Origin of the sequence: Enterobacter sp. J49 (genome assembly GCF_002148625.1) — a bacterium.
Taxonomy (GTDB): Bacteria; Pseudomonadota; Gammaproteobacteria; order Enterobacterales; family Enterobacteriaceae; genus Enterobacter; species Enterobacter ludwigii.
Map to the genome: position 1 here is coordinate 80,486 of NZ_MWPY01000027.1, position 24,432 is coordinate 104,917.

Annotated in this window: 18 protein-coding genes and 1 riboswitch; of the genes, 11 read left to right on the top strand and 7 right to left on the bottom strand. The window is 56.0% G+C overall.

Annotated features, from left to right (window positions below; all coding sequences use genetic code 11):
* Position 1: 1 nt before the first annotated feature.
* The 3 genes from BJP35_RS07175 (at position 2) to katG (ending at position 5,941) form a co-directional block, all read left to right on the top strand.
* Entirely contained in the window at positions 2-2,434 is a 2,433-nt protein-coding gene (locus BJP35_RS07175; protein ID WP_020883947.1) for a bifunctional aspartate kinase/homoserine dehydrogenase II, read from the top strand.
* 226 nt (positions 2,435-2,660) lie between these two features.
* A complete protein-coding gene (metF, locus tag BJP35_RS07180; protein ID WP_014172187.1) occupies positions 2,661-3,551 on the top strand; it encodes a methylenetetrahydrofolate reductase in 891 nt (296 codons plus the stop codon).
* Positions 3,552-3,760: 209 nt separating this feature from the next.
* On the top strand, positions 3,761-5,941 hold the full coding sequence (katG, locus tag BJP35_RS07185) for a catalase/peroxidase HPI (protein ID WP_025202761.1): 2,181 nt from the start codon (positions 3,761-3,763) through the stop codon (positions 5,939-5,941).
* Positions 5,942-5,990: 49 nt separating this feature from the next.
* On the opposite strand, the gene BJP35_RS07190 is transcribed toward katG, so the two are convergent.
* The 5 genes from BJP35_RS07190 to argE form a co-directional block, all read right to left on the bottom strand.
* The gene (locus BJP35_RS07190) at positions 5,991-7,094 is read right to left on the bottom strand and encodes a glycerol dehydrogenase (RefSeq protein ID WP_032679239.1); all 1,104 of its coding nucleotides are present in this window, start codon (positions 7,092-7,094) and stop codon (positions 5,991-5,993) included.
* Between the two features lie 12 nt (positions 7,095-7,106).
* Entirely contained in the window at positions 7,107-7,769 is a 663-nt protein-coding gene (gene fsa, locus BJP35_RS07195) for a fructose-6-phosphate aldolase (RefSeq protein ID WP_047742283.1), read from the bottom strand.
* 128 nt (positions 7,770-7,897) lie between these two features.
* Positions 7,898-8,662: an AraC family transcriptional regulator gene (locus BJP35_RS07200; RefSeq protein WP_040018280.1), complete on the bottom strand. Its 765-nt coding sequence runs from the start codon at positions 8,660-8,662 to the stop codon at positions 7,898-7,900.
* 63 nt (positions 8,663-8,725) lie between these two features.
* On the bottom strand, positions 8,726-11,377 hold the full coding sequence (gene ppc / locus BJP35_RS07205; protein ID WP_014172182.1) for a phosphoenolpyruvate carboxylase: 2,652 nt from the start codon (positions 11,375-11,377) through the stop codon (positions 8,726-8,728).
* A 270-nt stretch (positions 11,378-11,647) separates the two neighbouring features.
* The gene (argE, locus tag BJP35_RS07210) at positions 11,648-12,799 is read right to left on the bottom strand and encodes an acetylornithine deacetylase (RefSeq protein ID WP_020883942.1); all 1,152 of its coding nucleotides are present in this window, start codon (positions 12,797-12,799) and stop codon (positions 11,648-11,650) included.
* Between the two features lie 88 nt (positions 12,800-12,887).
* Between argE and argC the strand changes: the two genes are divergently transcribed.
* From argC to oxyR, 4 genes are all read left to right on the top strand, one after another.
* Positions 12,888-13,892 (top strand): N-acetyl-gamma-glutamyl-phosphate reductase, encoded by a 1,005-nt coding sequence (gene argC, locus BJP35_RS07215; RefSeq protein WP_047742281.1) that lies wholly within the window; start codon positions 12,888-12,890, stop codon positions 13,890-13,892.
* A gap of 6 nt (positions 13,893-13,898) precedes the next feature.
* On the top strand, positions 13,899-14,675 hold the full coding sequence (gene argB / locus BJP35_RS07220; protein ID WP_086462987.1) for an acetylglutamate kinase: 777 nt from the start codon (positions 13,899-13,901) through the stop codon (positions 14,673-14,675).
* 78 nt (positions 14,676-14,753) lie between these two features.
* The gene (gene argH / locus BJP35_RS07225; RefSeq protein WP_014172177.1) at positions 14,754-16,127 is read left to right on the top strand and encodes an argininosuccinate lyase; all 1,374 of its coding nucleotides are present in this window, start codon (positions 14,754-14,756) and stop codon (positions 16,125-16,127) included.
* A 327-nt stretch (positions 16,128-16,454) separates the two neighbouring features.
* Positions 16,455-17,372 (top strand): DNA-binding transcriptional regulator OxyR, encoded by a 918-nt coding sequence (gene oxyR, locus BJP35_RS07230; protein ID WP_014172176.1) that lies wholly within the window; start codon positions 16,455-16,457, stop codon positions 17,370-17,372.
* On the opposite strand, the gene sthA is transcribed toward oxyR, so the two are convergent.
* On the bottom strand, positions 17,355-18,755 hold the full coding sequence (gene sthA / locus BJP35_RS07235; protein WP_014172175.1) for a Si-specific NAD(P)(+) transhydrogenase: 1,401 nt from the start codon (positions 18,753-18,755) through the stop codon (positions 17,355-17,357). The genes oxyR and sthA overlap by 18 nt on opposite strands.
* A 196-nt stretch (positions 18,756-18,951) precedes the next feature.
* On the opposite strand from sthA, the gene fabR reads away from it, so the two are divergent.
* Positions 18,952-19,590 (top strand): HTH-type transcriptional repressor FabR, encoded by a 639-nt coding sequence (gene fabR, locus BJP35_RS07240; protein WP_008501784.1) that lies wholly within the window; start codon positions 18,952-18,954, stop codon positions 19,588-19,590.
* A gap of 9 nt (positions 19,591-19,599) precedes the next feature.
* Entirely contained in the window at positions 19,600-19,959 is a 360-nt protein-coding gene (locus BJP35_RS07245; protein WP_025202767.1) for a YijD family membrane protein, read from the top strand.
* 41 nt (positions 19,960-20,000) lie between these two features.
* On the opposite strand, the gene trmA is transcribed toward BJP35_RS07245, so the two are convergent.
* Positions 20,001-21,101, bottom strand: coding sequence for a tRNA (uridine(54)-C5)-methyltransferase TrmA (trmA, locus tag BJP35_RS07250; RefSeq protein WP_041162909.1), 1,101 nt, complete (start codon positions 21,099-21,101; stop codon positions 20,001-20,003).
* A gap of 104 nt (positions 21,102-21,205) precedes the next feature.
* Positions 21,206-21,382, top strand: a riboswitch (cobalamin riboswitch).
* Between the two features lie 65 nt (positions 21,383-21,447).
* Between trmA and btuB the strand changes: the two genes are divergently transcribed.
* Both btuB and murI read left to right on the top strand, forming a co-directional pair.
* On the top strand, positions 21,448-23,295 hold the full coding sequence (btuB, locus tag BJP35_RS07255; protein WP_047742278.1) for a TonB-dependent vitamin B12 receptor BtuB: 1,848 nt from the start codon (positions 21,448-21,450) through the stop codon (positions 23,293-23,295).
* A complete protein-coding gene (murI, locus tag BJP35_RS07260; protein WP_020883936.1) occupies positions 23,240-24,091 on the top strand; it encodes a glutamate racemase in 852 nt (283 codons plus the stop codon). Before btuB ends, murI begins: the two co-directional genes overlap by 56 nt.
* The last annotated feature ends 341 nt before the right edge of the window (positions 24,092-24,432 follow it).

Here is a 24,432-nt window from a genome sequence, read left to right on the forward strand (position 1 = left end):
CATGAGTGTGATAGCGCAGGCAGGGGCGAAGGGTCGTCAACTGCACAAGTTTGGTGGTAGTAGTCTTGCTGATGTGAAGTGTTACCTGCGTGTCGCAGGGATCATGACAGAGTATTCGCAGCCGGGGGACATGATGGTTGTCTCCGCGGCTGGCAGCACCACCAACCAGTTGATTAGCTGGCTCAAACTGAGTCAGACCGATCGCCTCTCTGCGCATCAGGTGCAACAGTCCTTACGTCGTTACCAGAGTGAGCTGATTGCCGGCTTACTGCCAGCGGACGTCGCGGACGGATTGATTAGCGCCTTTACGCATGACCTTGAGCGTCTGGCTGCCCTACTGGACAGCGGTATTACCGACGCGGTGTATGCCGAGGTGGTCGGCCACGGTGAAGTGTGGTCTGCGCGCCTGATGGCGGCCGTGCTGCAACACCTGGGCGTGGATGCGGCCTGGCTTGACGCGCGTGACTTCCTGCGTGCCGAACGCGCCGCTCAGCCACAGGTGGATGAAGGCTTGTCATATCCGCTGCTGCAACAACTGCTGGTTCAGCATCCGGGCAAACGTATTGTGGTGACCGGCTTTATCAGCCGCAGCAGTGCCGGTGAAACCGTGCTGCTGGGACGTAACGGCTCTGACTACTCAGCGACGCAAATTGGTGCGCTGGCAGGCGTTTCCCGCGTCACCATCTGGAGCGACGTGGCCGGTGTCTACAGTGCTGACCCGCGTAAAGTGAAAGATGCCTGCCTGCTGCCGCTGCTGCGTCTGGACGAGGCCAGCGAGCTGGCACGCCTGGCGGCACCGGTTCTGCATGCGCGTACGCTACAGCCGGTTTCCGGGAGCGACATCGACCTGCAGCTGCGCTGTAGTTACACCCCGGATCAAGGCTCTACCCGCATCGAACGCGTCCTGGCGTCCGGTACGGGGGCGCGAATTGTGACCAGCCATGACGACATCTGCCTGATTGAGTTCCAGGTCCCGGCGGGCCAGGATTTCAAACTGGCACACAAAGACATCGACCTGATCCTCAAACGCGCCCAGGTGCGTCCGCTCGCCGTTGGCGTGCATAACGATCGCCAGCTGCTGCAGTTCTGCTACACCGCTGAAGTGGCGGACAGCGCCCTGAAAATTCTTGATGAAGCGGGCCTGCCGGGCGAGCTTCGCCTGCGTCAGGGTCTGGCGCTGGTGGCGATGGTGGGGGCGGGCGTTACCCGCAACCCGCTGCACTGCCATCGTTTCTGGCAGCAGCTGAAAGGCCAGCCGGTTGAATTCACCTGGCAGTCGGAAGAGGGCATCAGCCTGGTGGCCGTACTGCGTAAAGGACCTACCGAGAGCCTGATTCAGGGGCTGCATACCTCTCTGTTCCGTGCGGAGAAACGCATCGGGCTGGTGCTGTTTGGTAAAGGTAACATCGGCTCACGCTGGCTGGAGCTGTTCGCGCGCGAGCAGGTGACTCTCTCAGCGCGTACCGGGTTTGAATTTATTCTCGCGGGCGTGGTGGACAGCCGCCGCAGCCTGCTGAACTACGAAGGGCTGGATGCCAGCCGGGCGCTGGCCTTCTTTAACGATGAAGCGGTTGAACAGGACGAAGAGTCGCTGTTCCTCTGGATGCGCGCGCACCCGTATGACGATCTGGTGGTGCTGGACGTGACCGCCAGTGAACAGCTTGCCGATCAGTATCTTGATTTCGCCAGCCACGGTTTCCATGTTATTAGCGCCAATAAGCTGGCGGGGGCGAGCAGCACGGACAAGTACCGTCAAATCCACGACGCGTTTGAAAAGACAGGCCGTCACTGGCTGTATAACGCCACGGTGGGCGCTGGCTTGCCGGTTAACCATACCGTGCGTGATTTGATTGAAAGCGGCGACAGCATTCTGGCGCTGAGTGGCATCTTCTCCGGCACGCTCTCCTGGCTGTTCCTGCAGTTTGATGGCACCGTGCCGTTCACTGACCTGGTGGATCAGGCATGGCAGCAGGGCTTAACGGAACCTGACCCACGCGTTGACCTCTCCGGTAAAGACGTTATGCGTAAGCTGGTGATCCTGGCGCGCGAAGCCGGGTATGACATCGAACCTGATGCCGTCCGCGTTGAGTCGCTGGTGCCTGCTGGCTGTGAGGACGATTCTGTTGACCATTTCTTCGAGAACGGCGAAGAGCTGAACGAGCAGATGGTGCAACGTCTGGAAGCGGCAAACGAGATGGGGCTGGTGCTGCGCTACGTGGCGCGTTTCGAAGCGAACGGAAAAGCACGTGTGGGTGTCGAGGCGGTTCGTCCTGAACATCCGCTGGCGGCACTGCTGCCGTGCGATAATGTTTTCGCCATTGAAAGCCGCTGGTACCGTGATAACCCACTGGTGATCCGTGGCCCGGGTGCGGGGCGCGATGTGACCGCCGGGGCCATCCAGTCTGACATCAACCGTCTGGCTAAACTGCTGTAATCCTTCTTGTTCCCTCTCCCGGTGGGAGAGGGACAGGGTGAGGGCATCAGACCGCACTCACCCGCCATCATGAATTCCCTTCATCTTCCCTGAGCATTCCTCACCATTCCTGGCGATTATTTCTGTTGACGTCCCTCCGCTTTTCCGTCATTTTTACATCTGGACGTCTAAACGTATAGAAGTTCGAAATACAACACACAATGACACGCGATTGATGAGGTAAGGTATGAGCTTTTTTCACGCCAACCAGCGGGAAGCCCTGAATCAGAGCCTGGCCGAAGTAAATGGTCAGATTAACGTCTCTTTTGAATTTTTCCCGCCGCGCACCAGTGAAATGGAGCAAACCCTCTGGAGCTCTATCGATCGCCTGAGCAGCCTGAAACCGAAGTTTGTCTCCGTCACCTACGGTGCCAACTCCGGTGAGCGTGACCGTACGCACAGCATCATTAAAGGCATTAAGGACCGTACGGGTCTGGAAGCGGCTCCGCACCTGACCTGTATCGACGCGACGCGCGATGAGCTGCGTGCCATTGCCCAGGACTACTGGAACAACGGTATTCGCCATATCGTCGCCCTGCGCGGTGACCTGCCGCCGGGGAGCGGTAAACCGGACATGTACGCCACCGATCTGGTCGCGCTGCTGAAAGAGGTCGCAGACTTCGACATTTCCGTTGCCGCTTACCCTGAAGTTCACCCGGAAGCGAAAAGCGCCCAGGCGGATCTGCTTAACCTGAAGCGTAAAGTGGACGCCGGTGCGAACCGCGCCATTACCCAGTTCTTCTTTGATGTGGAAAGCTACCTGCGCTTTCGTGACCGCTGTGTGTCCGCGGGCATCGACGTCGAAATTATCCCGGGAATTTTGCCGGTCTCTAACTTCAAACAGGCGAAGAAATTTGCCGATATGACCAATGTGCGCATTCCACACTGGATGTCTAAAATGTACGAAGGGCTGGACGATGACCCGGAAACACGCAAGCTGGTGGGCGCAAACATCGCGATGGACATGGTGAAGATCTTGAGTCGTGAAGGAGTGAAGGATTTCCACTTCTATACGCTCAACCGCGCGGAAATGAGTTACGCCATTTGCCATACGCTGGGTGTTCGGCCTGGCGCATAACAAATAGAAGCCCTCTTCGGAGGGTTTTTTGATTTATAAGGGTTTTATTTCCCCGCCATATCAGCAATGCTGCCTTTGACGTACAGAACGCACATACTTTCAATGGGAAATTAAACGGAATTAACTATCGAATCTGTGGGTTATCTCAACTATACCTTATCAACAAGGGCGTATATCGTAACCGTAACACTGTAAAAGGGAGCATAGCGATGAGCACGTCAGACGACAGCAATAATGCGGCATCAATCGGCAAGTGCCCGTTCCATCAGGGCAGCGTCGATCACAGCGCGGGGGCAGGCACAGGCAGCCGCGACTGGTGGCCAAAACAACTCCGCGTCGATCTTCTTAATCAACATTCCAACCGTTCTAACCCTCTGGGTGAAGACTTTGACTACCGCAAAGAATTCAGCAAACTTGATTACTCAGCGCTCAAGGGCGATCTCAAAGCACTTCTGACCGACTCTCAGCCGTGGTGGCCAGCCGACTGGGGCAGCTATGCGGGCCTGTTTATCCGTATGGCCTGGCACGGCGCAGGTACCTATCGCTCCGTTGACGGTCGCGGTGGCGCAGGGCGCGGTCAACAGCGCTTTGCCCCCCTGAACTCCTGGCCAGATAACGTAAGTCTGGATAAAGCGCGCCGTCTCCTGTGGCCTATCAAGCAAAAATACGGTCAAAAAATTTCCTGGGCTGACCTCTTCATCCTTGCCGGTAACGTGGCGCTGGAGAACTCTGGCTTCCGTACCTTTGGTTTTGGGGCCGGGCGTGAAGATGTCTGGGAGCCGGATATGGACGTGAATTGGGGTGATGAAAAAGCCTGGCTCACCCACCGTGACCCGGAAGCACTGGCGAAGCGCCCACTGGCAGCCACCGAAATGGGGCTGATTTACGTTAACCCGGAAGGGCCAAACGCCAGCGGTGAACCGCTGTCAGCGGCCGCGGCGATCCGTGCCACCTTTGGCAACATGGGGATGAACGACGAAGAGACCGTTGCGTTGATTGCAGGCGGTCATACCCTCGGTAAAACCCACGGTGCAGGTGAGGCGACCCATGTCGGCGCCGACCCGGAAGCCGCGCCAATTGAAGCGCAGGGTCTGGGCTGGACCAGTACGCACGGTACCGGCGTTGGCGCAGATGCGATCACCTCCGGGCTGGAAGTCATCTGGTCACAAACGCCGACCCAGTGGAGTAACTACTTCTTCGAGAACCTGTTCAAATACGAGTGGGTGCAGACCCGCAGCCCGGCGGGTGCGATTCAGTTCGAAGCCGTGGATGCACCAGACATTATGCCTGATCCGTTCGACCCGTCGAAAAAGCGCAAACCGACGATGCTGGTCACCGATCTGACGCTGCGTTTTGACCCCGAGTTCGAGAAAATCTCCCGCCGCTTCCTGAACGATCCGCAGGCCTTTAACGAAGCCTTTGCCCGCGCGTGGTTCAAGCTGACCCACCGTGATATGGGGCCAAAAGCGCGTTACATTGGTCCGGAAGTGCCGAAAGAAGATCTCATCTGGCAGGATCCACTGCCGCAGGCGGTGTTCAACCCGACCAAAGAGGACATCGAGAGTCTGAAAGCGGAAATCATTGCCTCGGGTCTGTCCGTGAGCGACCTGGTTTCCGTTGCCTGGGCGTCTGCATCGACCTTCCGCGGTGGCGATAAGCGTGGCGGCGCCAACGGTGCGCGTCTGGCACTGGCACCCCAGCGCGACTGGGAAGTTAACGCCGCAGCGGTTCGCGCGTTACCCGCCCTGGAAGCTATTCAGCGTACCACCAACAAAGCGTCACTGGCCGATATCATCGTGCTGGCAGGTGTGGTGGGTGTTGAACAGGCGGCGAAAGAGGCCGGCGTTTACGTCAATGTACCGTTCACGCCGGGCCGCGTTGATGCGCGCCAGGATCAGACGGATATCGAGATGTTTAACCTGCTCGAACCGATTGCCGATGGCTTCCGTAACTACCGTGCACAGGTTGATGCCTCCACTACCGAGTCCCTGTTGATTGATAAGGCCCAGCAGCTGACGCTCACTGCACCAGAACTGACGGTGCTGATTGGTGGTCTGCGCGTACTGGGGGCGAACTTCGATGGCAGTCAGAACGGCGTGTTCACCCATCGTGAAGGCGTGCTGAGCAACGATTTCTTCGTGAACCTGCTGGACATGAATACCCAGTGGAAAGCGACCGATGAATCAAACGAGCTGTTTGCCGGCAGCGATCGCGCCAGCGGTGAAGTGAAATACACCGCCACGCGTGCCGATCTGGTATTCGGTTCGAACGCCGTGCTGCGCGCGCTGGCCGAGGTTTACGCCAGCAGCGACGCCCATGAGAAATTCGTCCGCGACTTTGTTGCCGCTTGGGCGAAGGTGATGGATTTGGATCGGTTTGATCTGCAGTAAATACAATCCCCGCTTCGGCGGGGATTTTTTTATTATCCGGCCATACCGGTTACGCCCACTCCCGCAGGAACCGTTGCCCGTACTGATCGGCCACCAGCAGCGCCGCGTAAACCTGATCAGGTGACACCCCGCCTGGCATGTTGTGAATGGTTTCCCCCTCTGCGCAGGCAGCCTCGGCAATCAGCCGCATTTTAAGCGGAATATCCTCTTTAATATTCAGTTGTGCCAGCGTGATGGGCAAACCTACGCTGTGACACAGCGCCGCGACGGTTTCAATTTCCTCTACCGGGGCATTTTCCAGCACCAGTTGCGTCAGCGTCCCAAACGCCACTTTTTCACCGTGATAGAACGAATGTGCCTCCGGCACGGCGGTCATTCCGTTGTGAATGGCGTGTGCGGCCGCCAGTCCACCGCTTTCAAATCCAACGCCGCTCAGATAGGTATTGGCTTCAATGATGCGCTCCAGCGCCGGTGTGACCACGTGCTGCCCGGCTGCGAGCATCGCTTTCTCACCCTCTTCAATTAACGTGTTGTAGCACAGCTCGGCAAGGGCTAGCGCAGCCTGGGTACATTTTCCGCCCGCCATGGTGATCGCGCCACTACGGGAACAGGCGCGCGCTTCAAACCAGGTGGCAAGGGCATCGCCTATCCCGGCGGCCAGCAGACGCGGCGGAGCGCCAGCCACCACCCGGGTGTCGACAATCACCATGTTCGGGTTATGCGGCAGCATCAGGTAGCGATCGAATTCACCGCTGTCGGTATAAATGACGGAAAGGGCGCTGCAAGGGGCGTCGGTGGAAGCGATAGTCGGGGCGATGGCAACAGGCACGTCCATAAAATGCGCCAGCGCTTTGGCGGTATCCAGCGTTTTCCCGCCGCCGATACCGAGCACCGCCATACAGTCGGCGCCGTCGGCCCGTTTTTTCAGGCGATCGATTTCGTTTTGCGAACATTCGCCCCCGAAGGGCGCGATTTCAGCATGAATTTCCGCTTTTTTAAAACTCTCAAGCAAGGTCTCTTGTGCAAAACCCAGCACAAACTTATCGCCCACAACCAGCCAGCGTGTTGCCAGTGGTTTCAGATAGTCGCCGAGACGGGTGAGAACATCAGCGCCCTGGATATATTTCCCCGGCGATTGAATGATACGGTCCATAACAGATCTCCCTTAGAGGTTGAGGTTACCAAACGCGTTTTTCCAGTCGTGCTCAAACTTCTCTATGGCTGACTCTACCGCCGGGGTGCCGAGCATTTGTTGCGCTACATCTAAAGGAAGCGTGATTGCTTCACATCCGGCGAGCAGGCAGTCCAGCGCCTGACGTGGTGTTTTGAAGCTGGCGGCCAGCACGTTGCTTTCTGGGGCGTGGCGTTCGAGCAGGGATTGCAGCTCCTGTACCATACGAATGCCGTCCCCGCCCTGAGCGTCGACGCGGTTAACATACGGTGCGACATATTTCGCTCCCGCCAGCGCGGCCAGTAAACCCTGGGCGGCGCTGTAAACGGCCGTGCCCAACGTGGTTATGCCCTCTTTTTTCAGCATTTTTATCGCTGTAAGGCCCTGCGCGGTCACCGGGATTTTCACCACGATGTCAGGAATGGCGTTACTCAGGCGTTTGGCTTCTGCCACCATCCCTTCGGCTTCACGGCTCATAGTCTGGGCAAACAGCGTACCCTGTGGCCCGATGGCGTTTTGCAGACGCGGCAGTACGTTCCAGAGGGTTTCGCCGCTGGCGGCTACAATGCTCGGGTTGGTGGTGACGCCGGCAATCGGAAAAATGCGCGCCAGGCGCTCAACCTCTGCCACGTTGGCGGTATCCAGATACAGTTCCATTATTTTTCCTTAAGTCAGAAAGGTTAACCTAAGGATAAGGTGGGGCTGCTGGCCGGGGATACAGGTCAATTTTGCCAAATACTGGACAAATGTAATGTGCTTAGTGAAGTGAGAGGGCGATCACAATGCTAGTTTTTGGCAGTCAGCTGGCTGTGATACTGGCGGCGGTACTCGGAAGGGGAGCGTTCGGTATGCTTACGAAAGAGGCGGCAGAAGTAGTTGCTGTCTGTAAAGCCGCAGCGGGCGGCAATGTCTTTGATTTTTAGATCATAACCCTTGAGCAACTGGCGCGCGTGTTCCAGACGCGTTTGGGTCAGGTATTCATTGAACCCCACGTTCCCGGTCTTCTGAAACAGATGTGAAAGGTAGTTGGGTGAAATATAAAACGCCCGCGCCACGGAATCGCGGGTCAGCGGTGAGGCGTGATGTTCATCGAGATAGCGCCGGATGGCTTCAAACAAAGCACGACTGCGGCTGTCAGTATGAATGTCGCTGCCAAGAAGATCGCGACAGTGGCTGAGCATACTCAGTACCACCAGTCTGGCCGTTTCCTGTTCATCAGGCTGCATCTGCAGCTCGGCCAGCGTTTGCAGGAGAAACGCTCCGGTTCGGGGGCCGCGCCGGGCAACCTGCTGGTGCTGTATAAGCACGTTATCCCGATAAAGACGAAGCGACAGCTGCTGTTTACCGAAGCTGATGCTGAGCGCGTGACCGGTATGAAGTAACCCCTCCGCAGAGGAAGAAAACCACGCTTCGCAGGCATTATCGAGGTTAATGACCAGGCAAGGCGTTGTGCGGGAGTGTGGGTCGGGCGGGGCGACAAACCGTACGTCACGTAGCGCGACGGTGCCATTAATGAGGTCGGTCAGAAGGGTGCTGATGTCGTGGTGCATGGCGTGAATACCGGATATCGCCCGGCAGCGTTAGCGCTGCCGGGCCTGTATGAAGCCAATGGATTAGCCTGTGTTACGCATACCTGCCGCAACGCCTGCAATCGTCACCATCAACGCCTGTTCGACGCGTGGATCCGGCTCTTTACCTTCTTCTTCCGCCAGACGTGAACGGTGCAGCAGCTCCGCCTGCAGGACGTTCAGGGGGTCGGTGTAGATGTTACGCAGCTGGATGGACTCGGCAATCCACGGCAGATCCGCCATCAGGTGCGAGTCGTTAGCAATGTCCAGCACCACTTTGATGTCGTCTTCCAGCAGTTCGCGCAGCTCTTTACCCAGCGTCCACAGCTCAGGCTTCACCAGACGCTGATCGTAGTATTCCGCCAGCCACAGGTCTGCTTTCGAGAAGACCATCTCCAGCATACCCAGACGGGTGGAGAAGAATGGCCAGTCGCGGCACATGGTTTCCAGTTCGTTCTGTTTGCCATCTTCCACCACTTTCTGCAGCGCCGCGCCTGCGCCCAGCCAGGCGGGCAGCATCAGACGGTTCTGGGTCCAGGCGAAGATCCACGGGATGGCACGCAGAGACTCTACACCACCGGTCGGGCGGCGTTTAGCCGGGCGTGAACCCAGCGGCAGTTTACCCAGCTCCTGCTCAGGGGTAGCTGAACGGAAGTAAGGCACAAAATCTTTGTTTTCACGCACGTAGCCGCGGTACAGATCGCAGGAGATATCTGACAGCTCGTCCATGATATGGCACCAGGACTCTTTCGGCTCTGGTGGTGGCAGCAGGTTCGCTTCCAGAATTGCACTGGTATAGAGCGACAGGCTGCTGATGGTCACTTCCGGCAGGCCGTACTTGAAGCGGATCATTTCGCCCTGTTCGGTCACACGCAGGCCGCCTTTCAGGCTTCCCGGCGGTTGTGACAGCAGTGCCGCATGCGCTGGCGCGCCACCACGGCCAATCGAGCCGCCGCGTCCGTGGAACAGCGTCAGTTCGATGCCCGCTTTTTCACAGGTTTTGATCAACGCATCCTGTGCCTGATACTGCGCCCAGGATGCCGCCATGACGCCCGCGTCTTTTGCGGAGTCGGAATAGCCAATCATCACCATCTGTTTGCCCTGAATAAAGCCGCGGTACCAGTCGATATTCAGCAGCTGCGTCATGACGTCGTTGGCGTTGTTCAGGTCATCAAGGGTTTCAAACAGCGGTGCAACCGGAAGGGCATAGTCGATACCGGCTTCTTTGAGCAGAAGGTGAACGCCCAGCACGTCAGACGGCGTTTTCGCCATGGAGATCACATAGGCAGCCACCGATCCTTTCGGCGCATCAACGATCGCTTTACAGGTGTTGAGCACCTCGCGGGTTTCGTTGCTTGGCTCCCAGTTACGTGGCAGCAGGGGACGCTTGGAGTTCAGTTCGCGGATCAGGAAGGCTTGTTTGTCCGCTTCGGACCAGCTTTCATAGTCGCCGATGCCGAGATAGCGGGTCAGTTCGCCCAGCGCTTCGGTATGACGGGTGCTTTCCTGACGGACGTCAATACGCACCAGCGGCACGCCGAAACACTTCACGCGACGCAGGGTGTCGAGCAGTTCGCCATTCGCGATGATGCCCATTCCGCAGGCCTGCAGTGATTTATAGCAGGCATACAGCGGCTCCCAGAGCTGCTCGTTCTGGCTCAGCAGGCCTTCCGGCTTCGGCAGGCGCTGGCCTTTCAGACGCGCTTCCAGCCAGGCCTGCGTCGCCATCAGCTGGCCACGCAGTTTTTTCATCAGGAAACGATACGGCTCGCTGGCACCTTCTTCGCCGGCCAGCGCGCGCAGTTCAGGCGTGGCCTCTACCATCGACAGCTCGGAGATCAATACCTGAATATCTTTCAGGAACAGGTCGGTTGCTTTCCAGCGGCTCAACAGGAGCACGTGGCGGGTAATTTCCGCGGTGACGTTCGGGTTGCCGTCACGGTCGCCGCCCATCCAGGAGGTGAAGCGTACCGGCACAAAATCGACTGGCAGGCGGTAATCCAGATTCGCTTCCAGCTGCTCGTTCAGCTCACGCAGGTAGTTCGGCACCCCTTCCCACAGGCTATTTTCCACCACCGCAAAGCCCCATTTGGCTTCGTCGACCGGGCTTGGACGATGCTTACGAATTTCATCGGTGTGCCAGGACTGGGCAATCAGCTGGCGCAGACGGCGCATCAGCTGGTTGCGCTCGTAGTCAGCAATGTCTTTGTTATCCAGCTGCTTGAGGCAGTTGTTCACTTCCACCATTTTGTGGATCAGGGTGCGGCGAGTGATTTCGGTTGGGTGAGCGGTCAGAACCAGCTCCAGCGAAAGGGACTCCACCGCTTTTTTGATGATGTCTTCGTTGAGGTCTGGCTGGTCTTTCAGTTTACGAAGCGTACGGGCAATGACTTCCGGGTTGCTGGCAGCTTCGCCATTCGGCGAAATGCTGTGGTATTGCTCAGCGGTGTTTGCCAGGTTCAGAAACTGGCTGAAGGCGCGGGCAACGGGCAGCAGCTCATCGTTAGAAAGGTTCTGCAAGGTGGTGAGCAGCTCCTGACGACTGGCCTCGTTACCTGCACGGGAAGATTTTGACAGCTTGCGGATGGTTTCAACGCGGTCGAGGATGTTTTCCCCCAACGCATCTTTGATGGTATCTCCAAGCACTTTGCCGAGCATACTGACATTACTACGCAACGCGGAATATTGTTCGTTCATAAAAACCCAGTCACCCCATCATTTTTGTTTATGCCCAATCGAAAATCTTTTGGACAATATTTTGTCATCTCCCTTTATAAAGCCACGTAAAACCCCCGTCGTCAATTGCTGCGAAAACGGTTCAGCAAACGAATAAATGTGGGTAATTTACGAAATTTAATTCGCTTTGCGTCAGATAAGAGATGCTTATGGGAATGTGACGAAGATCGCGGGATTTGTTGCCCTTACCCTGACCCTCTCCCACCGGGAGAGGGAACCCTCAGGGGCATTTTAATGCCAGCAGAAGTGATGCACGACCTGGGTAATCAGTTCACGGGTCGGTTTGATAAAGCGCGTTTCCAGATATTCATCCGGCTGGTGGGCCTGGTTGATGGAACCCGGGCCAAGCACCAGTGTAGGACACAGGGTCTGAATAAACGGTGCTTCGGTGCAATAGTTCACCACGTCGGTTTTCTCGCCGAGCAGCTTTTCCACGACTTCAACCAGTTGATGATCCGGCGGACATTCGTAGCCAGGGATCGGCGGATGAAGCTCGGAGACCGTCAGGCGACCCGGCCAGCGCTCGCTGACCGGTGCCAGCGCTTCGGTCAACAGGCCATCGAGATCGCTCAGCGTCATGCCCGGTAGCGGACGGATATCCATATGCAGTTCGCAGCAGGCGCAGATACGGTTGGATGCATCGCCACCGTGCAGGCTGCCGAGGTTCAGCGTCGGGTAAGGCACGGTGAATGCGTCGTAGTGATAACGCTCTTTCAGCGAGTCGCGCAACTGCATGATGCGGCCGATGGCGTCGTGCATCAGTTCGATGGCGTTGACGCCGCGCGCCGGATCGCTGGAGTGGCCTGACTGGCCCAGCACGCGCACCGCCGTGGAGATATGGCCTTTGTGGGCGCGGATTGGCTGCAGTGACGTTGGTTCACCAATAATGGCGCAATCCGGGCGAATCGAGGTGTTTTCAGAGAAGTAGCGCGCCCCGGCCATGCTGGTCTCTTCATCGGCAGTGGCCAGAATGTAGAGCGGTTTCTTCAGCGTTGTCACGTCCACGTCACGCAGCGCATCGAGGATAAAAGCAAAAAAGCCTTTCATGTCGGCGGTGCCCAGACCGTAAAGCTTGTTGTCATGCTCGGTCAGGGTGAACGGATCGCGCGTCCAGCGGCCATCGTCAAAGGGAACGGTATCGGTATGACCGGCCAGCAGCAGGCCGCCGGCACCCTGTCCGGTACTGGCGAGCAGGTTAAATTTATGGCGTGTTCCGGGAACGGGCTGAACCTCAACGTTAAACCCAATATCGCTAAACCAACCTGCCAGCAGATTGATTAAAGACTCATTGCTCTGATCCAGCGCTTCTTCGGTCGCACTGATGGAGGGTGTGGCAATCAGGGCGCGGTAAATCTCGATAAATGGCGGTAAGTTCATTTTCATTGTTGACACACCTTAGGTCGTGATAGTATCAATATTCATGCAATAAATGTGAATAAAAATACATTAACGTTGAGCATAAAGGAACCCGATGTTGAATACGCTGATTGTAGGCGCTAGCGGTTATGCGGGCGCAGAGCTTGTAAGCTACGTGAATCGCCATCCTCATATGACCATAACCGCTTTGACCGTGTCAGCGCAAAGCAATGATGCAGGAAAGTTAATTTCCGATTTGCATCCGCAACTTAAAGGCATTGTTGATCTGCCGCTGCAGCCAATGTCTGACATCCGCGCGTTCACCGACGGTGTCGACGTGGTGTTTTTAGCTACCGCGCATGAAGTCAGCCACGACCTGGTTCCGCACTGTCTGGCGGCCGGCTGTGTGGTGTTCGACCTCTCCGGCGCCTTCCGTGTGAATGACGGCGCGTTCTACGAAAAATATTACGGTTTCACCCATCAACACCCTGAACTGCTGGAAAAAGCGGTTTACGGCCTGGCGGAGTGGAGCACAGATAAACTGAAAGAAGCGGATCTGGTTGCCGTGCCGGGCTGTTATCCGACGGCGGCACAGCTTTCTCTGAAGCCGCTGATCGACGCAGACCTGCTGGATCTGAACCAGTGGCCGGTGATCAACGCCACCAGTGGTGTCAGCGGCGCGGGGCGTAAAGCCGCTATCGCTAACAGCTTCTGCGAAGTGAGCCTTCAGCCGTATGGCGTGTTCAATCACCGCCATCACCCTGAAATCACGACGCATCTGGGTGCGGATGTCATCTTCACGCCGCATCTGGGCAGCTTCCCGCGAGGGATCCTCGAAACCATCACCTGCCGCCTGAAACCCGGCGTGACCCACGAACAGGTGAGCAAAGCCTTTACGCAGGCCTATGCGGACAAACCGCTGGTGCGTCTGTACGACAAAGGCGTGCCGGCGCTGAAAAACGTGGTTGGCCTGCCATTCTGCGACATCGGTTTTGCCGTGCAGGGTGAGCACCTGATTGTGGTGGCTGCGGAAGATAACTTACTTAAAGGCGCTGCCGCACAGGCAATGCAGTGTGCAAATATTCGTTTCGGTTTCCCGGAAACCCAGGCTCTTATTTAAGGTGTGATGATGAACCCATTAATTATCAAACTCGGTGGTGTACTGCTGGACAGCGAAGAAGCGCTGGAGCGTCTTTTTACCGCGCTGGTGAACTATCGCGAATCACACCAACGTCCGCTGGTGATTGTGCACGGCGGCGGCTGCGTGGTTGATGAGCTGATGAAAGGGCTCAACCTGCCGGTGAAAAAGAAAAATGGCCTGCGCGTCACGCCTGCTGACCAGATTGACATTATTACCGGTGCCCTGGCGGGGACGGCGAACAAAACGCTGCTGGCGTGGGCGAAGAAACACCATATCGCCTCTGTCGGCCTGTGTCTGGGCGATGGTGACAGCGTAAAAGTGACCCAGCTCGACGAAGAGCTCGGACACGTTGGACTGGCACAGCCTGGTTCGCCTAAGCTGATTAACATGCTGCTGGAAGGAGGATTCCTGCCGGTGGTGAGCTCTATCGGGGTGACCGAAGAGGGCGAGCTGATGAACGTCAATGCAGACCAGGCGGCAACGGCTCTGGCGGCTACGCTGGGCGCGGACCTGATTCTGCTCTCTGACGTAAGCGGTATTCTCGACGGCAAAGGCCAGCGTATTGCGGAAATGACCGCAGCGAAAGCCGAACAGCTTATCGAGCAGGGCATTATTACCGACGGCATGATCGTCAAAGTCAATGCGGCGCTGGATGCCGCGCGTACGCTCGGACGTCCGGTGGACATCGCCTCCTGGCGCCACGCGGAGCAACTCCCGGCGTTGTTTAACGGCACGCCGATTGGCACGCGTATTCTGGCGTAAGCAATTTACCGATTCTGCAGGCCCGGTCAGCGCAGCGCAGCCGGGCAATGAAATTCAAAGATATTAAGGAAGCATGTTATGGCACTTTGGGGTGGGCGTTTTACACAGGCAGCGGATCAGCGGTTCAAACAGTTCAACGACTCTTTGCGCTTCGACTACCGCCTGGCCGAGCAGGATATCGTCGGCTCTGTGGCCTGGTCCAAAGCGCTGGTCACCGTGGGCGTCCTGACCGCAGACGAACAACTGCAGCTGGAAGAGGCGCTGAATAACCTGCTGGAAGAGGTGCGTCTGGACCCGCAGCAGATCCTCGCCAGCGATGCGGAAGATATTCACAGCTGGGTGGAAGGGAAACTCATTGATAAAGTCGGCCAGCTGGGTAAAAAACTGCATACCGGGCGTAGCCGTAACGACCAGGTCGCGACTGATCTGAAATTGTGGTGTAAAGATACCGTTGGTGAACTGCTGGCAGCCAACCGTCAGCTGCAGGGCGCGCTGGTGGAAACCGCGCAGAACAACCAGGACGCGGTGATGCCGGGTTATACCCACCTGCAGCGTGCGCAGCCGGTAACCTTTGCGCACTGGTGTCTGGCCTACGTTGAGATGCTGGCGCGTGATGAAAGCCGTCTGCAGGATACCCTGAAGCGTCTGGACGTGAGCCCGCTGGGCAGCGGTGCGCTGGCAGGGACGGCCTATGAAATCGACCGTGACCAGCTGGCAGGCTGGCTGGGCTTTGCTTCAGCCACCCGTAACAGCCTGGACAGCGTCTCTGACCGTGATCACGTGCTGGAGCTGCTTTCCAATGCGTCTATCGGCATGGTGCATCTGTCGCGCTTTGCCGAAGACCTGATTTTCTTCAACTCCGGTGAAGCCGGGTTTGTTGAGCTGTCTGACCGCGTGACGTCAGGCTCCTCCCTGATGCCACAGAAGAAAAACCCGGATGCGCTGGAGCTTATCCGCGGTAAGTGTGGCCGTGTGCAGGGCGCGCTGACCGGCATGATGATGACCCTGAAAGGGCTGCCGCTGGCGTATAACAAAGATATGCAGGAAGACAAAGAAGGGCTGTTCGACGCGCTCGATACCTGGCTGGACTGCCTGCATATGGGCGCGCTGGTGCTGGATGGCATTCAGGTGAAACGCCCGCGTTGTCAGGAAGCGGCGCAGCAGGGCTATGCAAACTCGACCGAGCTTGCCGATTACCTGGTGGCGAAAGGCGTACCGTTCCGTGAAGCGCACCACATTGTCGGTGAAGCGGTGGTTGAAGCCATTCGTCAGGGTAAGGCACTGGAAGCGTTGCCGCTGACCGACCTGCAGAAATTCAGTGCGGTTATCGGTGATGATGTGTATCCGATTCTGGCGTTGCAGTCTTGTCTGGATAAGCGTGCAGCGAAAGGCGGCGTGTCACCGAAGCAAGTCGCGCAGGCGATTGCGGATGCGAAAAACCGGCTGGTTTGATGAGTGCGGGCTGGTGCCCTCACCCCGGCCCTCTCCCACGGGGAGAGGGAGTAAACACTAAAAATGGCAACTTCGGTTGCCATTTTGCTTTTATCCCCGGCCTTTTTTACGCAAAAAAAATGCGGACCACGGGGTCCGCAAAAGTTCACGTTGGCTTTAGTTGTTCGAGTTTTGAGAGAAACTCGCTGACGGTGCGGGGACGTCAAGGGTCAAACACGTGCCGCCTCGTCTATGTGGTGTATTATTCAACAGAATGCTTGATAGGGATAATCGTTCGTTGCTATGCTATCTATCGCCATGAACTATCGTGGCGACGGAGGATGAATAATGAATATTCGTGATCTTGAATACCTGGTAGCGTTAGCCGAGCACCGCCATTTTCGCCGCGCGGCAGATTCCTGCCACGTCAGCCAGCCTACCCTGAGCGGCCAGATCCGCAAGCTGGAAGACGAGCTGGGCGTGATGCTGCTGGAGCGCACCAGTCGTAAGGTACTGTTCACCCAGGCAGGTCTGCTGCTGGTGGATCAGGCGCGCACCGTGCTGCGCGAGGTCAAAGTGCTCAAGGAAATGGCAAGCCAGCAAGGGGAGGCGATGTCCGGCCCGTTGCATATTGGCCTGATCCCAACCGTTGGCCCGTACCTGTTGCCGCACATCATTCCAATGCTGCATCAGACGTTCCCGAAACTCGAAATGTATCTGCATGAAGCGCAAACCCATCAGCTGCTGGCGCAGTTAGACAGCGGCAAGCTCGACTGTGCCATTCTGGCGCTGGTCAAAGAGAGCGAAGCTTTTATCGAAGTGCCGCTGTTTGATGAGCCCATGATGCTGGCGATCTATGAAGATCACCCGTGGGCGAACCGCGATCGCGTGCCGATGGCCGATCTGGCCGGTGAAAAACTGCTGATGCTGGAAGATGGTCACTGCCTGCGCGATCAGGCGATGGGCTTCTGCTTCGAAGCGGGTGCTGACGAGGATACCCATTTCCGCGCAACCAGCCTTGAAACGCTGCGGAATATGGTGGCGGCGGGCAGTGGGATCACATTGCTGCCGGCACTGGCCGTGCCGCGCGAACGTAAACGTGACGGCGTGGTTTATCTGCCATGCATTAAACCAGAGCCACGTCGTACCATTGGTCTGGTTTATCGTCCGGGTTCACCGCTGCGCAGCCGCTATGAGCAGCTGGCAGAGGCCATCCGTGGTTCGATGGATGGCCATTTTGACAATGCGTTAAAACAGGCGGTTTAAGCCGTTCAGTGCCGCGACCCGATAGGCTTCCGCCATGGTCGGGTAGTTGAAGGTGGTGTTAACGAAGTACTCGATGGTGTTACCACCACCTTTTTGCTCCATGATCGCCTGGCCGATATGAATAATCTCCGCCGCGCGTTCACCGAAGCAGTGAATACCGAGGATCTCTTTCGTCTCGCGATGGAACAGGATCTTCAGCGTACCCACGCTCATTCCCACGATTTGCGCCCTCGCCAGATGTTTAAACTGTGCGCGACCCACCTCGTAAGGCACCTTCATTGACGTCAGCTGCTGCTCGGTTTTCCCGACGGAGCTGATTTCCGGGATGGTATAAATACCTGTCGGAATATCTTCGATCAGATGTGCCGTCGCTTCGCCTTTCACCAGCGCCTGCGCCGCGATGCGTCCCTGATCGTATGCTGCAGAAGCCAGGCTTGGATAACCGATAACATCACCGACGGCATACACATGCGGCAGGGCTGTCTGGTACATGCTGTTCACCTTCAGCTGACCGCGGCTGTCGGTTTCGAGCCCGATATTTTCCAGAGCCAGAGAATCAGTGTTACCGGTACGGCCGTTGGCGTACAGCAGGCAGTCTGCTTTCAGCTTCTTGCCCGATTTCAGATGCATGATCACACCGTCGTCGCAGCCTTCAATTTTCTCGTACTCTTCGTTGTGGCGAATCACCACGCCGCTGTTCCAGAAGTGGTAAGAGAGCGAGTCTGACATTTCCTGATCGAGGAAGGCCAGCAGGCGGTCGCGGGTGTTGATCAGGTCAACTTTCACGTCCATGCCCCGGAAGATCGACGCATATTCGCAGCCAATCACCCCTGCGCCATAGATAATCACATGACGGGGTTCGTGGTGCAGGCTCAGGATGGAGTCGCTGTCGTAAATGCGCGGGTGGGAGAAGTCCACGTCTGCCGGATGGTACGGGCGTGAACCACAGGCGATGACAAATTTTTCCGCCGTGATGGTTTCGACTGACCCGTCGTGGCATTCGAGCGCCAGGGTGTGTTCATCAACAAAGTGCGCATTGCCCTGCAAAATTTCACAGTGGTTACGCTCATAAAACCCCTGGCGCATCCGTGTCTGCTGGTTAATAACGGTATCCGCATGATTCAGGATGTCAGCAAAGGAGGAACGAAGAAGTCGGGAGTGGTCGCTGTAAAGAGGGTTCTGGTTAAATTCAATAATGCGGCTAACGGCATGGCGGAGGGCTTTGGAAGGGATGGTGCCCCAATGGGTGCAACCGCCGCCAACGTTATGGTAGCGCTCTATCACCGCTACTCTGGCTCCCTGTTTCACCAGTCCCATAGCAGCGCCTTCGCCGCCGGGGCCGGAACCTATCACAATTGCGTCGTAATCGTAGGAATGTGGCATGGTAAGGCTTACCTGTTCTTATACATAAAAGCAACAGAATCATAACATCATTGCCCGAGTAACCCAATTATCGTTGTGCTTTTTTCCGGCAGTGGAGCACAAACCGTACGTAAACAATCATTCACAAAGCCAGGCAAACAGATTAATTTTATTCTCTGGTATAGTGCCATCAGGCCTTTGGAAGGATTCAACTATCGTGATGGGCGTAAGAGCACAACAAAAAGAGAAAACCCGGCGTTCGCTGGTGGAAGCCGCATTCAGTCAACTGAGTGCCGAGCGTAGTTTTGCCAGTTTAAGCCTGCGTGAAGTTGCGCGCGAGGCCGGGATTGCGCCAACGTCCTTCTATCGTCATTTCCGTGATGTGGATGAACTGGGTCTGACCATGGTCGACGAGAGCGGGCTGATGCTGCGTCAGCTTATGCGCCAGGCGCGGCAGCGTATCGCTAAAGGGGGGAGCGTGATCCGCACCTCTGTGTCGACCTTTATGGAATTTATTGGCAATAACCCCAACGCATTTCGCCTGCTGTTGCGGGAACGTTCCGGAACATCAGCCGCGTTCCGTGCCGCTGTAGCGCGTGAAATTCAGCATTTTATCGCGGAACTTGCCGACTATCTTGAACTCGAAAACCATATGCCGCGTGCGTTCACTGAAGCACAGGCTGAGGCGATGGTGACGATTGTTTTCAGCGCGGGTGCCGAAGCGCTGGATGTCAGCATCGAACAACGCAAGCAGCTCGAAGAGCGACTGGTATTACAGCTCAGGATGATCTCCAAAGGCGCGTACTACTGGTATCGCCGTGAACAAGAGAAACTGGCACATCAAACCGAAGAGTGAAGGTGAGTAATGAAACAGTCAGGTCAGGATAAGGGTACGCTGTTGCTGGCATTGATCGCTGGCTTATCAATTAATGGCACGTTTGCGGCTGTGTTCAGCTCGATCGTTCCATTTTCTATTTTCCCGCTCATTGCGCTGGTGCTGACGGTGTATTGTCTGCATCAGCGTTACCTGAACCGCACCATGCCGGTCGGGTTGCCTGGGCTGGCCGCGGCCTGCTTTATTCTTGGCGTGTTGCTGTATAGCACCGTGGTGCGTGCAGAGTATCCGGATATCGGTTCTAACTTCCTGCCGGCGGTACTTTCCGTGGTACTGGTGTTCTGGATTGGCTCGCGCATGCGTAGCCGCAAGCACGAGCTGCCGGAGTAAGAGAGTGGGGTTGCAGGCAGGTTGACCTGCCTGCCATCACGTTACTTCGCGGTAAGAAGTACGCCGCACTCCATATGGTGCGTATACGGGAACTGATCGAAGAGAGCCAGACGTTCAACATTGTGCGTCTGGCTTAATGTTTCGAGATTCTTGCACAGCGTTTCCGGGTTACAGGAAATGTACAAAATACGCGGGTACGCCTGCACCATCTTCTCGGTTTCGCTGTCCAGGCCACTGCGCGGCGGATCGACAAAAATCGTCTCACACTGATAGCTCTTCAGATCGATCCCCTCCAGGCGATTAAACTGTCGTACGCCATTCATGGCCTGCGTGAACTCTTCTGCAGACATACGAATGATCTGCACATTGTCGATGTGATTGGCGGCAATGTTGTACTGTGCAGCGGCAACGGACGGCTTGGCAATCTCCGTCGCCAGGACGCGCTCAAAGTTACGTGCCAGCGCCAGGGAGAAGTTGCCGTTCCCGCAGTACAGCTCTAGCAGATCGCCCTTTGACCCTTCGGTCGCCTTCAGCGCCCAGTCCAGCATCTGTACGTTCATTGCTGCGTTTGGCTGGGTAAAGCTGTTCTCAACCTGGCGGTACACCATCTCTTTTCCCGCCACCGACAGACGTTCGTCGATGAAATCCTGATCCAGCATGATTTTGGTTTTTGTCGCACGACCAATCAGGTGAACGTTGATGTTCTGCGCGCGCAGGGCATCGCGCAGCGCTTCTGCCTGCTCGCGCCATTCGTCATTCAGCGCTTTGTGATACAGCAGAGAGACAATCGCCTGGTTGCTTTGTGTGGTCAGATAATCAATCTGGAACAGCTTGTGGCGCAGCACAGGGTTGTTGCGTACGCCGTCGATCATCAGCGTCATGAGCTGGTTGATGAGTTCACTCGCCGCCGGGAAGCTGTTAACCCGAATGCGGGACTTCGTCTGCTGATCAAAAATGATGTGGTACAGGTCGTCACCGTCGTGCCAGATGCGGAACTCCGCACGCATGCGGTAGTGGCTAACGGGCGAGCGGAACACCTCAGGAACGGGCGCGTTGAAAGGCGTCATCATACTTTGCAGGCGGACAACTTTCTCTGCCAGCTGTGCGTCGTACTGTTCTGTTGGGAGGTGTTCGGGGGTCATGATGCGTCCTGAGTGATAAAGAATTACGCGGGGATTGTAGGGATTGTGCAGTGGATGTCCAGATTTAATGGCCAATAGCTATCTGGACATCTATACGTGTCTAATTGTAGCATTCTGTTTCCGGTCTCCTGAGAGTGAAAAGGGAATCCAGTGAAAATCTGGAGCTGACGCGCAGCGGTAAAGACTGGCGGGATGAGAATTGTAGACACTGTGAAAATGGGAAGTCTTCATCCGCAAAACGCCACCTAGCCCGAAGACCTGCCGGGATCACGTCGCATTTGGTTTCGTCATCGCGTGCTATAGATGAAGCCTGCGGCATCCTTCTTATATTGTGGATGCTTTAACAATGATTAAAAAAGTATCGCTGTTGACGGCGTTGTCCGTCACGGCATTTTCGGGCTGGGCGCAGGATAGCGCCGACTCGTTGGTGGTGACAGCAAACCGTTTTGAGCAACCTGTTAATACCGTTCTTGCACCAACGTCTGTGGTGACGCGCGAGGATATTGATCGCTGGCAGGCAAACACCGTCATTGACGTTATGCGTCGCTTGCCTGGCGTGGACACTGCCCAAAACGGCGGAATGGGGCAACTTTCCTCTCTTTTTATTCGGGGAACTAATTCCAGTCATGTTCTTATTCTTGTCGACGGGATCCGTCTTAACCAGGCTGGGGTAACGGGGTCGTCCGATCTCAGTCAGTTCCCGATCGCCCTGGTGCAGCGCATTGAATATATTCGCGGGCCACGCTCTGCAGTCTATGGTTCTGATGCGATTGGTGGCGTAGTGAACATTATTACTACCCGCGCGAAGGACGGCACGACGTTGAATGCGGGCGTAGGCTCGCATGGCTACCAAAATTACGGTGGTAGCACCCAGCAAACCCTGGGTGACAGCACGCGCGTGACGCTGGCGGGTGATTATACCTATACCAAAGGCTTTGACGTGGTCGCGGATGGCAACAACGGTGGTTTGGCCCAGACCGATCGTGACGGCTTTATGAATAAAACCCTCTACGGTGCGCTGGAGCATGCTTTCTCTGATCAGTGGAGCGGGTTCGTTCGCGGCTATGGCTACAGCAACCGTACCGCCTATGACGGCTATTACAGTTCATTTACGCCTGATGTTTTGGTTGATACTCGCCAGCTCTATAGCCAGACCTGGGACGCTGGGCTGCGCTTTAATAATGACATTTTCCATTCACAACTTCTCACCAGCTACAGCCACAGCAAAGATTATAACTACGACCCGCATCTGGGACGTTATGATTCCAATGCCACGCTGGATGAGATCAAACAGTACAACGTGCAGTGGACTAACTCCGTTGAGGTGGGCCATGGCAATATTGGCGCAGGTGTCGACTGGCAGAAGCAGAGCACCGAACCAGGAACAAGCTATGTCACAAACGGCTATGACCTGCGTAACACCGGCGTCTACCTGACTGCGCTGCAGCAGTTTGGCGACTTTACCCTGGAAGGGGCAGCGCGTAGCGACGATAACTCTCAGTTTGGTCGACATGGCACCTGGCAGGGCAGTGCGGGCTGGGAGTTCATTGAAGGTTATCGATTCATTGCCTCGTATGGCACTGCCTATAAAGCACCCAACCTCGGGCAGTTGTATGGTTTCTATGGCAACGACCATCTTGATCCTGAGGAGAGTAAACAGTGGGAAGGCGCGTTCGAAGGCCTGACGGCTGGCGTAAACTGGCGCGTATCGGCCTATCGCAATGACGTTGATAACCTGATCGACTTTAATAACAACCTTCAGGAATACTACAACGTAGGCAAGGCGCGTATTAAAGGGGTTGAAGCCACAGCGTCCTTTGATACAGGTCCACTGACTCATACGGTCGGTTACGATTACGTGGATGCACGCAATGCGGTAACAAACCAGCTATTGGATCGCCGGGCTAAGCAGCAGGTGAAGTATCAGCTTGATACGCAGGTCTATGAATTCGACTGGAGCCTGACTTACCACTACCTGGGAACACGTTACGACACTGACTTTGGTACCTACCCGTCTGAAAAGGTGAAAATGGGCGGCGTAAGCCTGTGGGATGTCGCAGTTTCATATCCTGTCACCTCTCACCTTACAGTTCGTGGTAAAATAGCCAACCTGTTCGACAAAGATTACGAGACAGTTTATGGCTACCAAACTGCAGGACGGGAATACACCTTGTCTGGCAGCTACACCTTCTAATCCGCGTCCCACCGTGCTGGTATTTGATTCCGGCGTCGGTGGGCTTTCGGTCTATGATGAGATCCGACATCTGCTGCCGGATCTCCATTACATTTACGCCTTTGATAACGTCGCGTTCCCGTATGGGGAAAAGAGTGAAGACTTTATTGTTGAGCGTGTGGTTGAAATCGTCACCGCGGTACAAAAGCGTTATCCCCTCTCGCTGGCGGTCATCGCCTGTAACACGGCCAGTACAGTATCGCTTCCTGCATTGCGCGAAAAATTCCAGTTCCCGGTTGTGGGCGTTGTTCCTGCAATAAAGCCTGCCGCGCGTCTGACGGCAAACGGCATTGTTGGTTTACTGGCAACGCGAGGCACGGTGAAGCGACCTTATACGCGCGAGTTAATCGACCGCTTTGCCAACGAATGCCAGATTGCGATGCTCGGTTCGGCGGAACTGGTCGAGATCGCCGAAGCGAAGCTGCACGGAAAGGCAGTGCCGCTCGAAGAGTTGCGCCGTATTCTCCGCCCGTGGCTGCGGATGCCGGAGCCACCGGACACCGTTGTGCTGGGGTGCACCCATTTCCCTCTATTACAGGAAGAGTTATTAGAAGTTCTGCCTGAGGGCACGCGGCTGGTGGATTCGGGGGCGGCTATAGCCCGACGTACGGCCTGGTTGCTGGAACATGAAGCTCCGGATGCAAAATCTGCCGATGCAAACATCGCTTTTTGTATGGCCATCACTAATGAGACCGAGCAACTTTTGCCCGTTTTACGCCGTTATGGCTTTGAAACGCTCGAAAAACTGGCGCTGTAGCACGATTTTGAGCAAAAAAGAGACGGTTGAACGTTTTTTTTAAAAGAGGGGTTGTCAACGTCTGAGAACTCCCTATAATGCGCCTCCACTGACACGGAACAACGGCTTGCAAGCCGCCGGGTTAGCGGGGTTCAGAGATGAACACCAACAGAGAAAAGCAAAAATAAATGCTTGACTCTGAATGAGGAAAACGTAATATACGTGACCTCGCGATGGTGAGCTGTAAGCCGCGTCGCAACTGCTCTTTAACAATTTATCAGACAATCTGTGTGGGCACTCAAAGTGACATGGATTCTTAACGTCCTCGGACGAAAAATGAATACCAAGTCTCTGAGTGAACT

Excerpts from the sequence above, each read along its gene's own strand:
- BJP35_RS07175 (WP_020883947.1), top strand. The coding sequence starts at position 2 with ATGAGTGTGATAGCGCAGGCAGGGGCGAAGGGTCGTCAACTGCACAAG.
- metF (WP_014172187.1), top strand. The coding sequence starts at position 2,661 with ATGAGCTTTTTTCACGCCAACCAGCGGGAAGCCCTGAATCAGAGCCTG.
- katG (WP_025202761.1), top strand. The coding sequence starts at position 3,761 with ATGAGCACGTCAGACGACAGCAATAATGCGGCATCAATCGGCAAGTGC.
- BJP35_RS07190 (WP_032679239.1), bottom strand. The coding sequence starts at position 7,094 with ATGGACCGTATCATTCAATCGCCGGGGAAATATATCCAGGGCGCTGAT.
- fsa (WP_047742283.1), bottom strand. The coding sequence starts at position 7,769 with ATGGAACTGTATCTGGATACCGCCAACGTGGCAGAGGTTGAGCGCCTG.
- BJP35_RS07200 (WP_040018280.1), bottom strand. The coding sequence starts at position 8,662 with ATGCACCACGACATCAGCACCCTTCTGACCGACCTCATTAATGGCACC.
- ppc (WP_014172182.1), bottom strand. The coding sequence starts at position 11,377 with ATGAACGAACAATATTCCGCGTTGCGTAGTAATGTCAGTATGCTCGGC.
- argE (WP_020883942.1), bottom strand. The coding sequence starts at position 12,799 with ATGAAAATGAACTTACCGCCATTTATCGAGATTTACCGCGCCCTGATT.
- argC (WP_047742281.1), top strand. The coding sequence starts at position 12,888 with ATGTTGAATACGCTGATTGTAGGCGCTAGCGGTTATGCGGGCGCAGAG.
- argB (WP_086462987.1), top strand. The coding sequence starts at position 13,899 with ATGATGAACCCATTAATTATCAAACTCGGTGGTGTACTGCTGGACAGC.
- argH (WP_014172177.1), top strand. The coding sequence starts at position 14,754 with ATGGCACTTTGGGGTGGGCGTTTTACACAGGCAGCGGATCAGCGGTTC.
- oxyR (WP_014172176.1), top strand. The coding sequence starts at position 16,455 with ATGAATATTCGTGATCTTGAATACCTGGTAGCGTTAGCCGAGCACCGC.
- sthA (WP_014172175.1), bottom strand. The coding sequence starts at position 18,755 with ATGCCACATTCCTACGATTACGACGCAATTGTGATAGGTTCCGGCCCC.
- BJP35_RS07245 (WP_025202767.1), top strand. The coding sequence starts at position 19,600 with ATGAAACAGTCAGGTCAGGATAAGGGTACGCTGTTGCTGGCATTGATC.
- trmA (WP_041162909.1), bottom strand. The coding sequence starts at position 21,101 with ATGACCCCCGAACACCTCCCAACAGAACAGTACGACGCACAGCTGGCA.
- btuB (WP_047742278.1), top strand. The coding sequence starts at position 21,448 with ATGATTAAAAAAGTATCGCTGTTGACGGCGTTGTCCGTCACGGCATTT.
- murI (WP_020883936.1), top strand. The coding sequence starts at position 23,240 with ATGGCTACCAAACTGCAGGACGGGAATACACCTTGTCTGGCAGCTACA.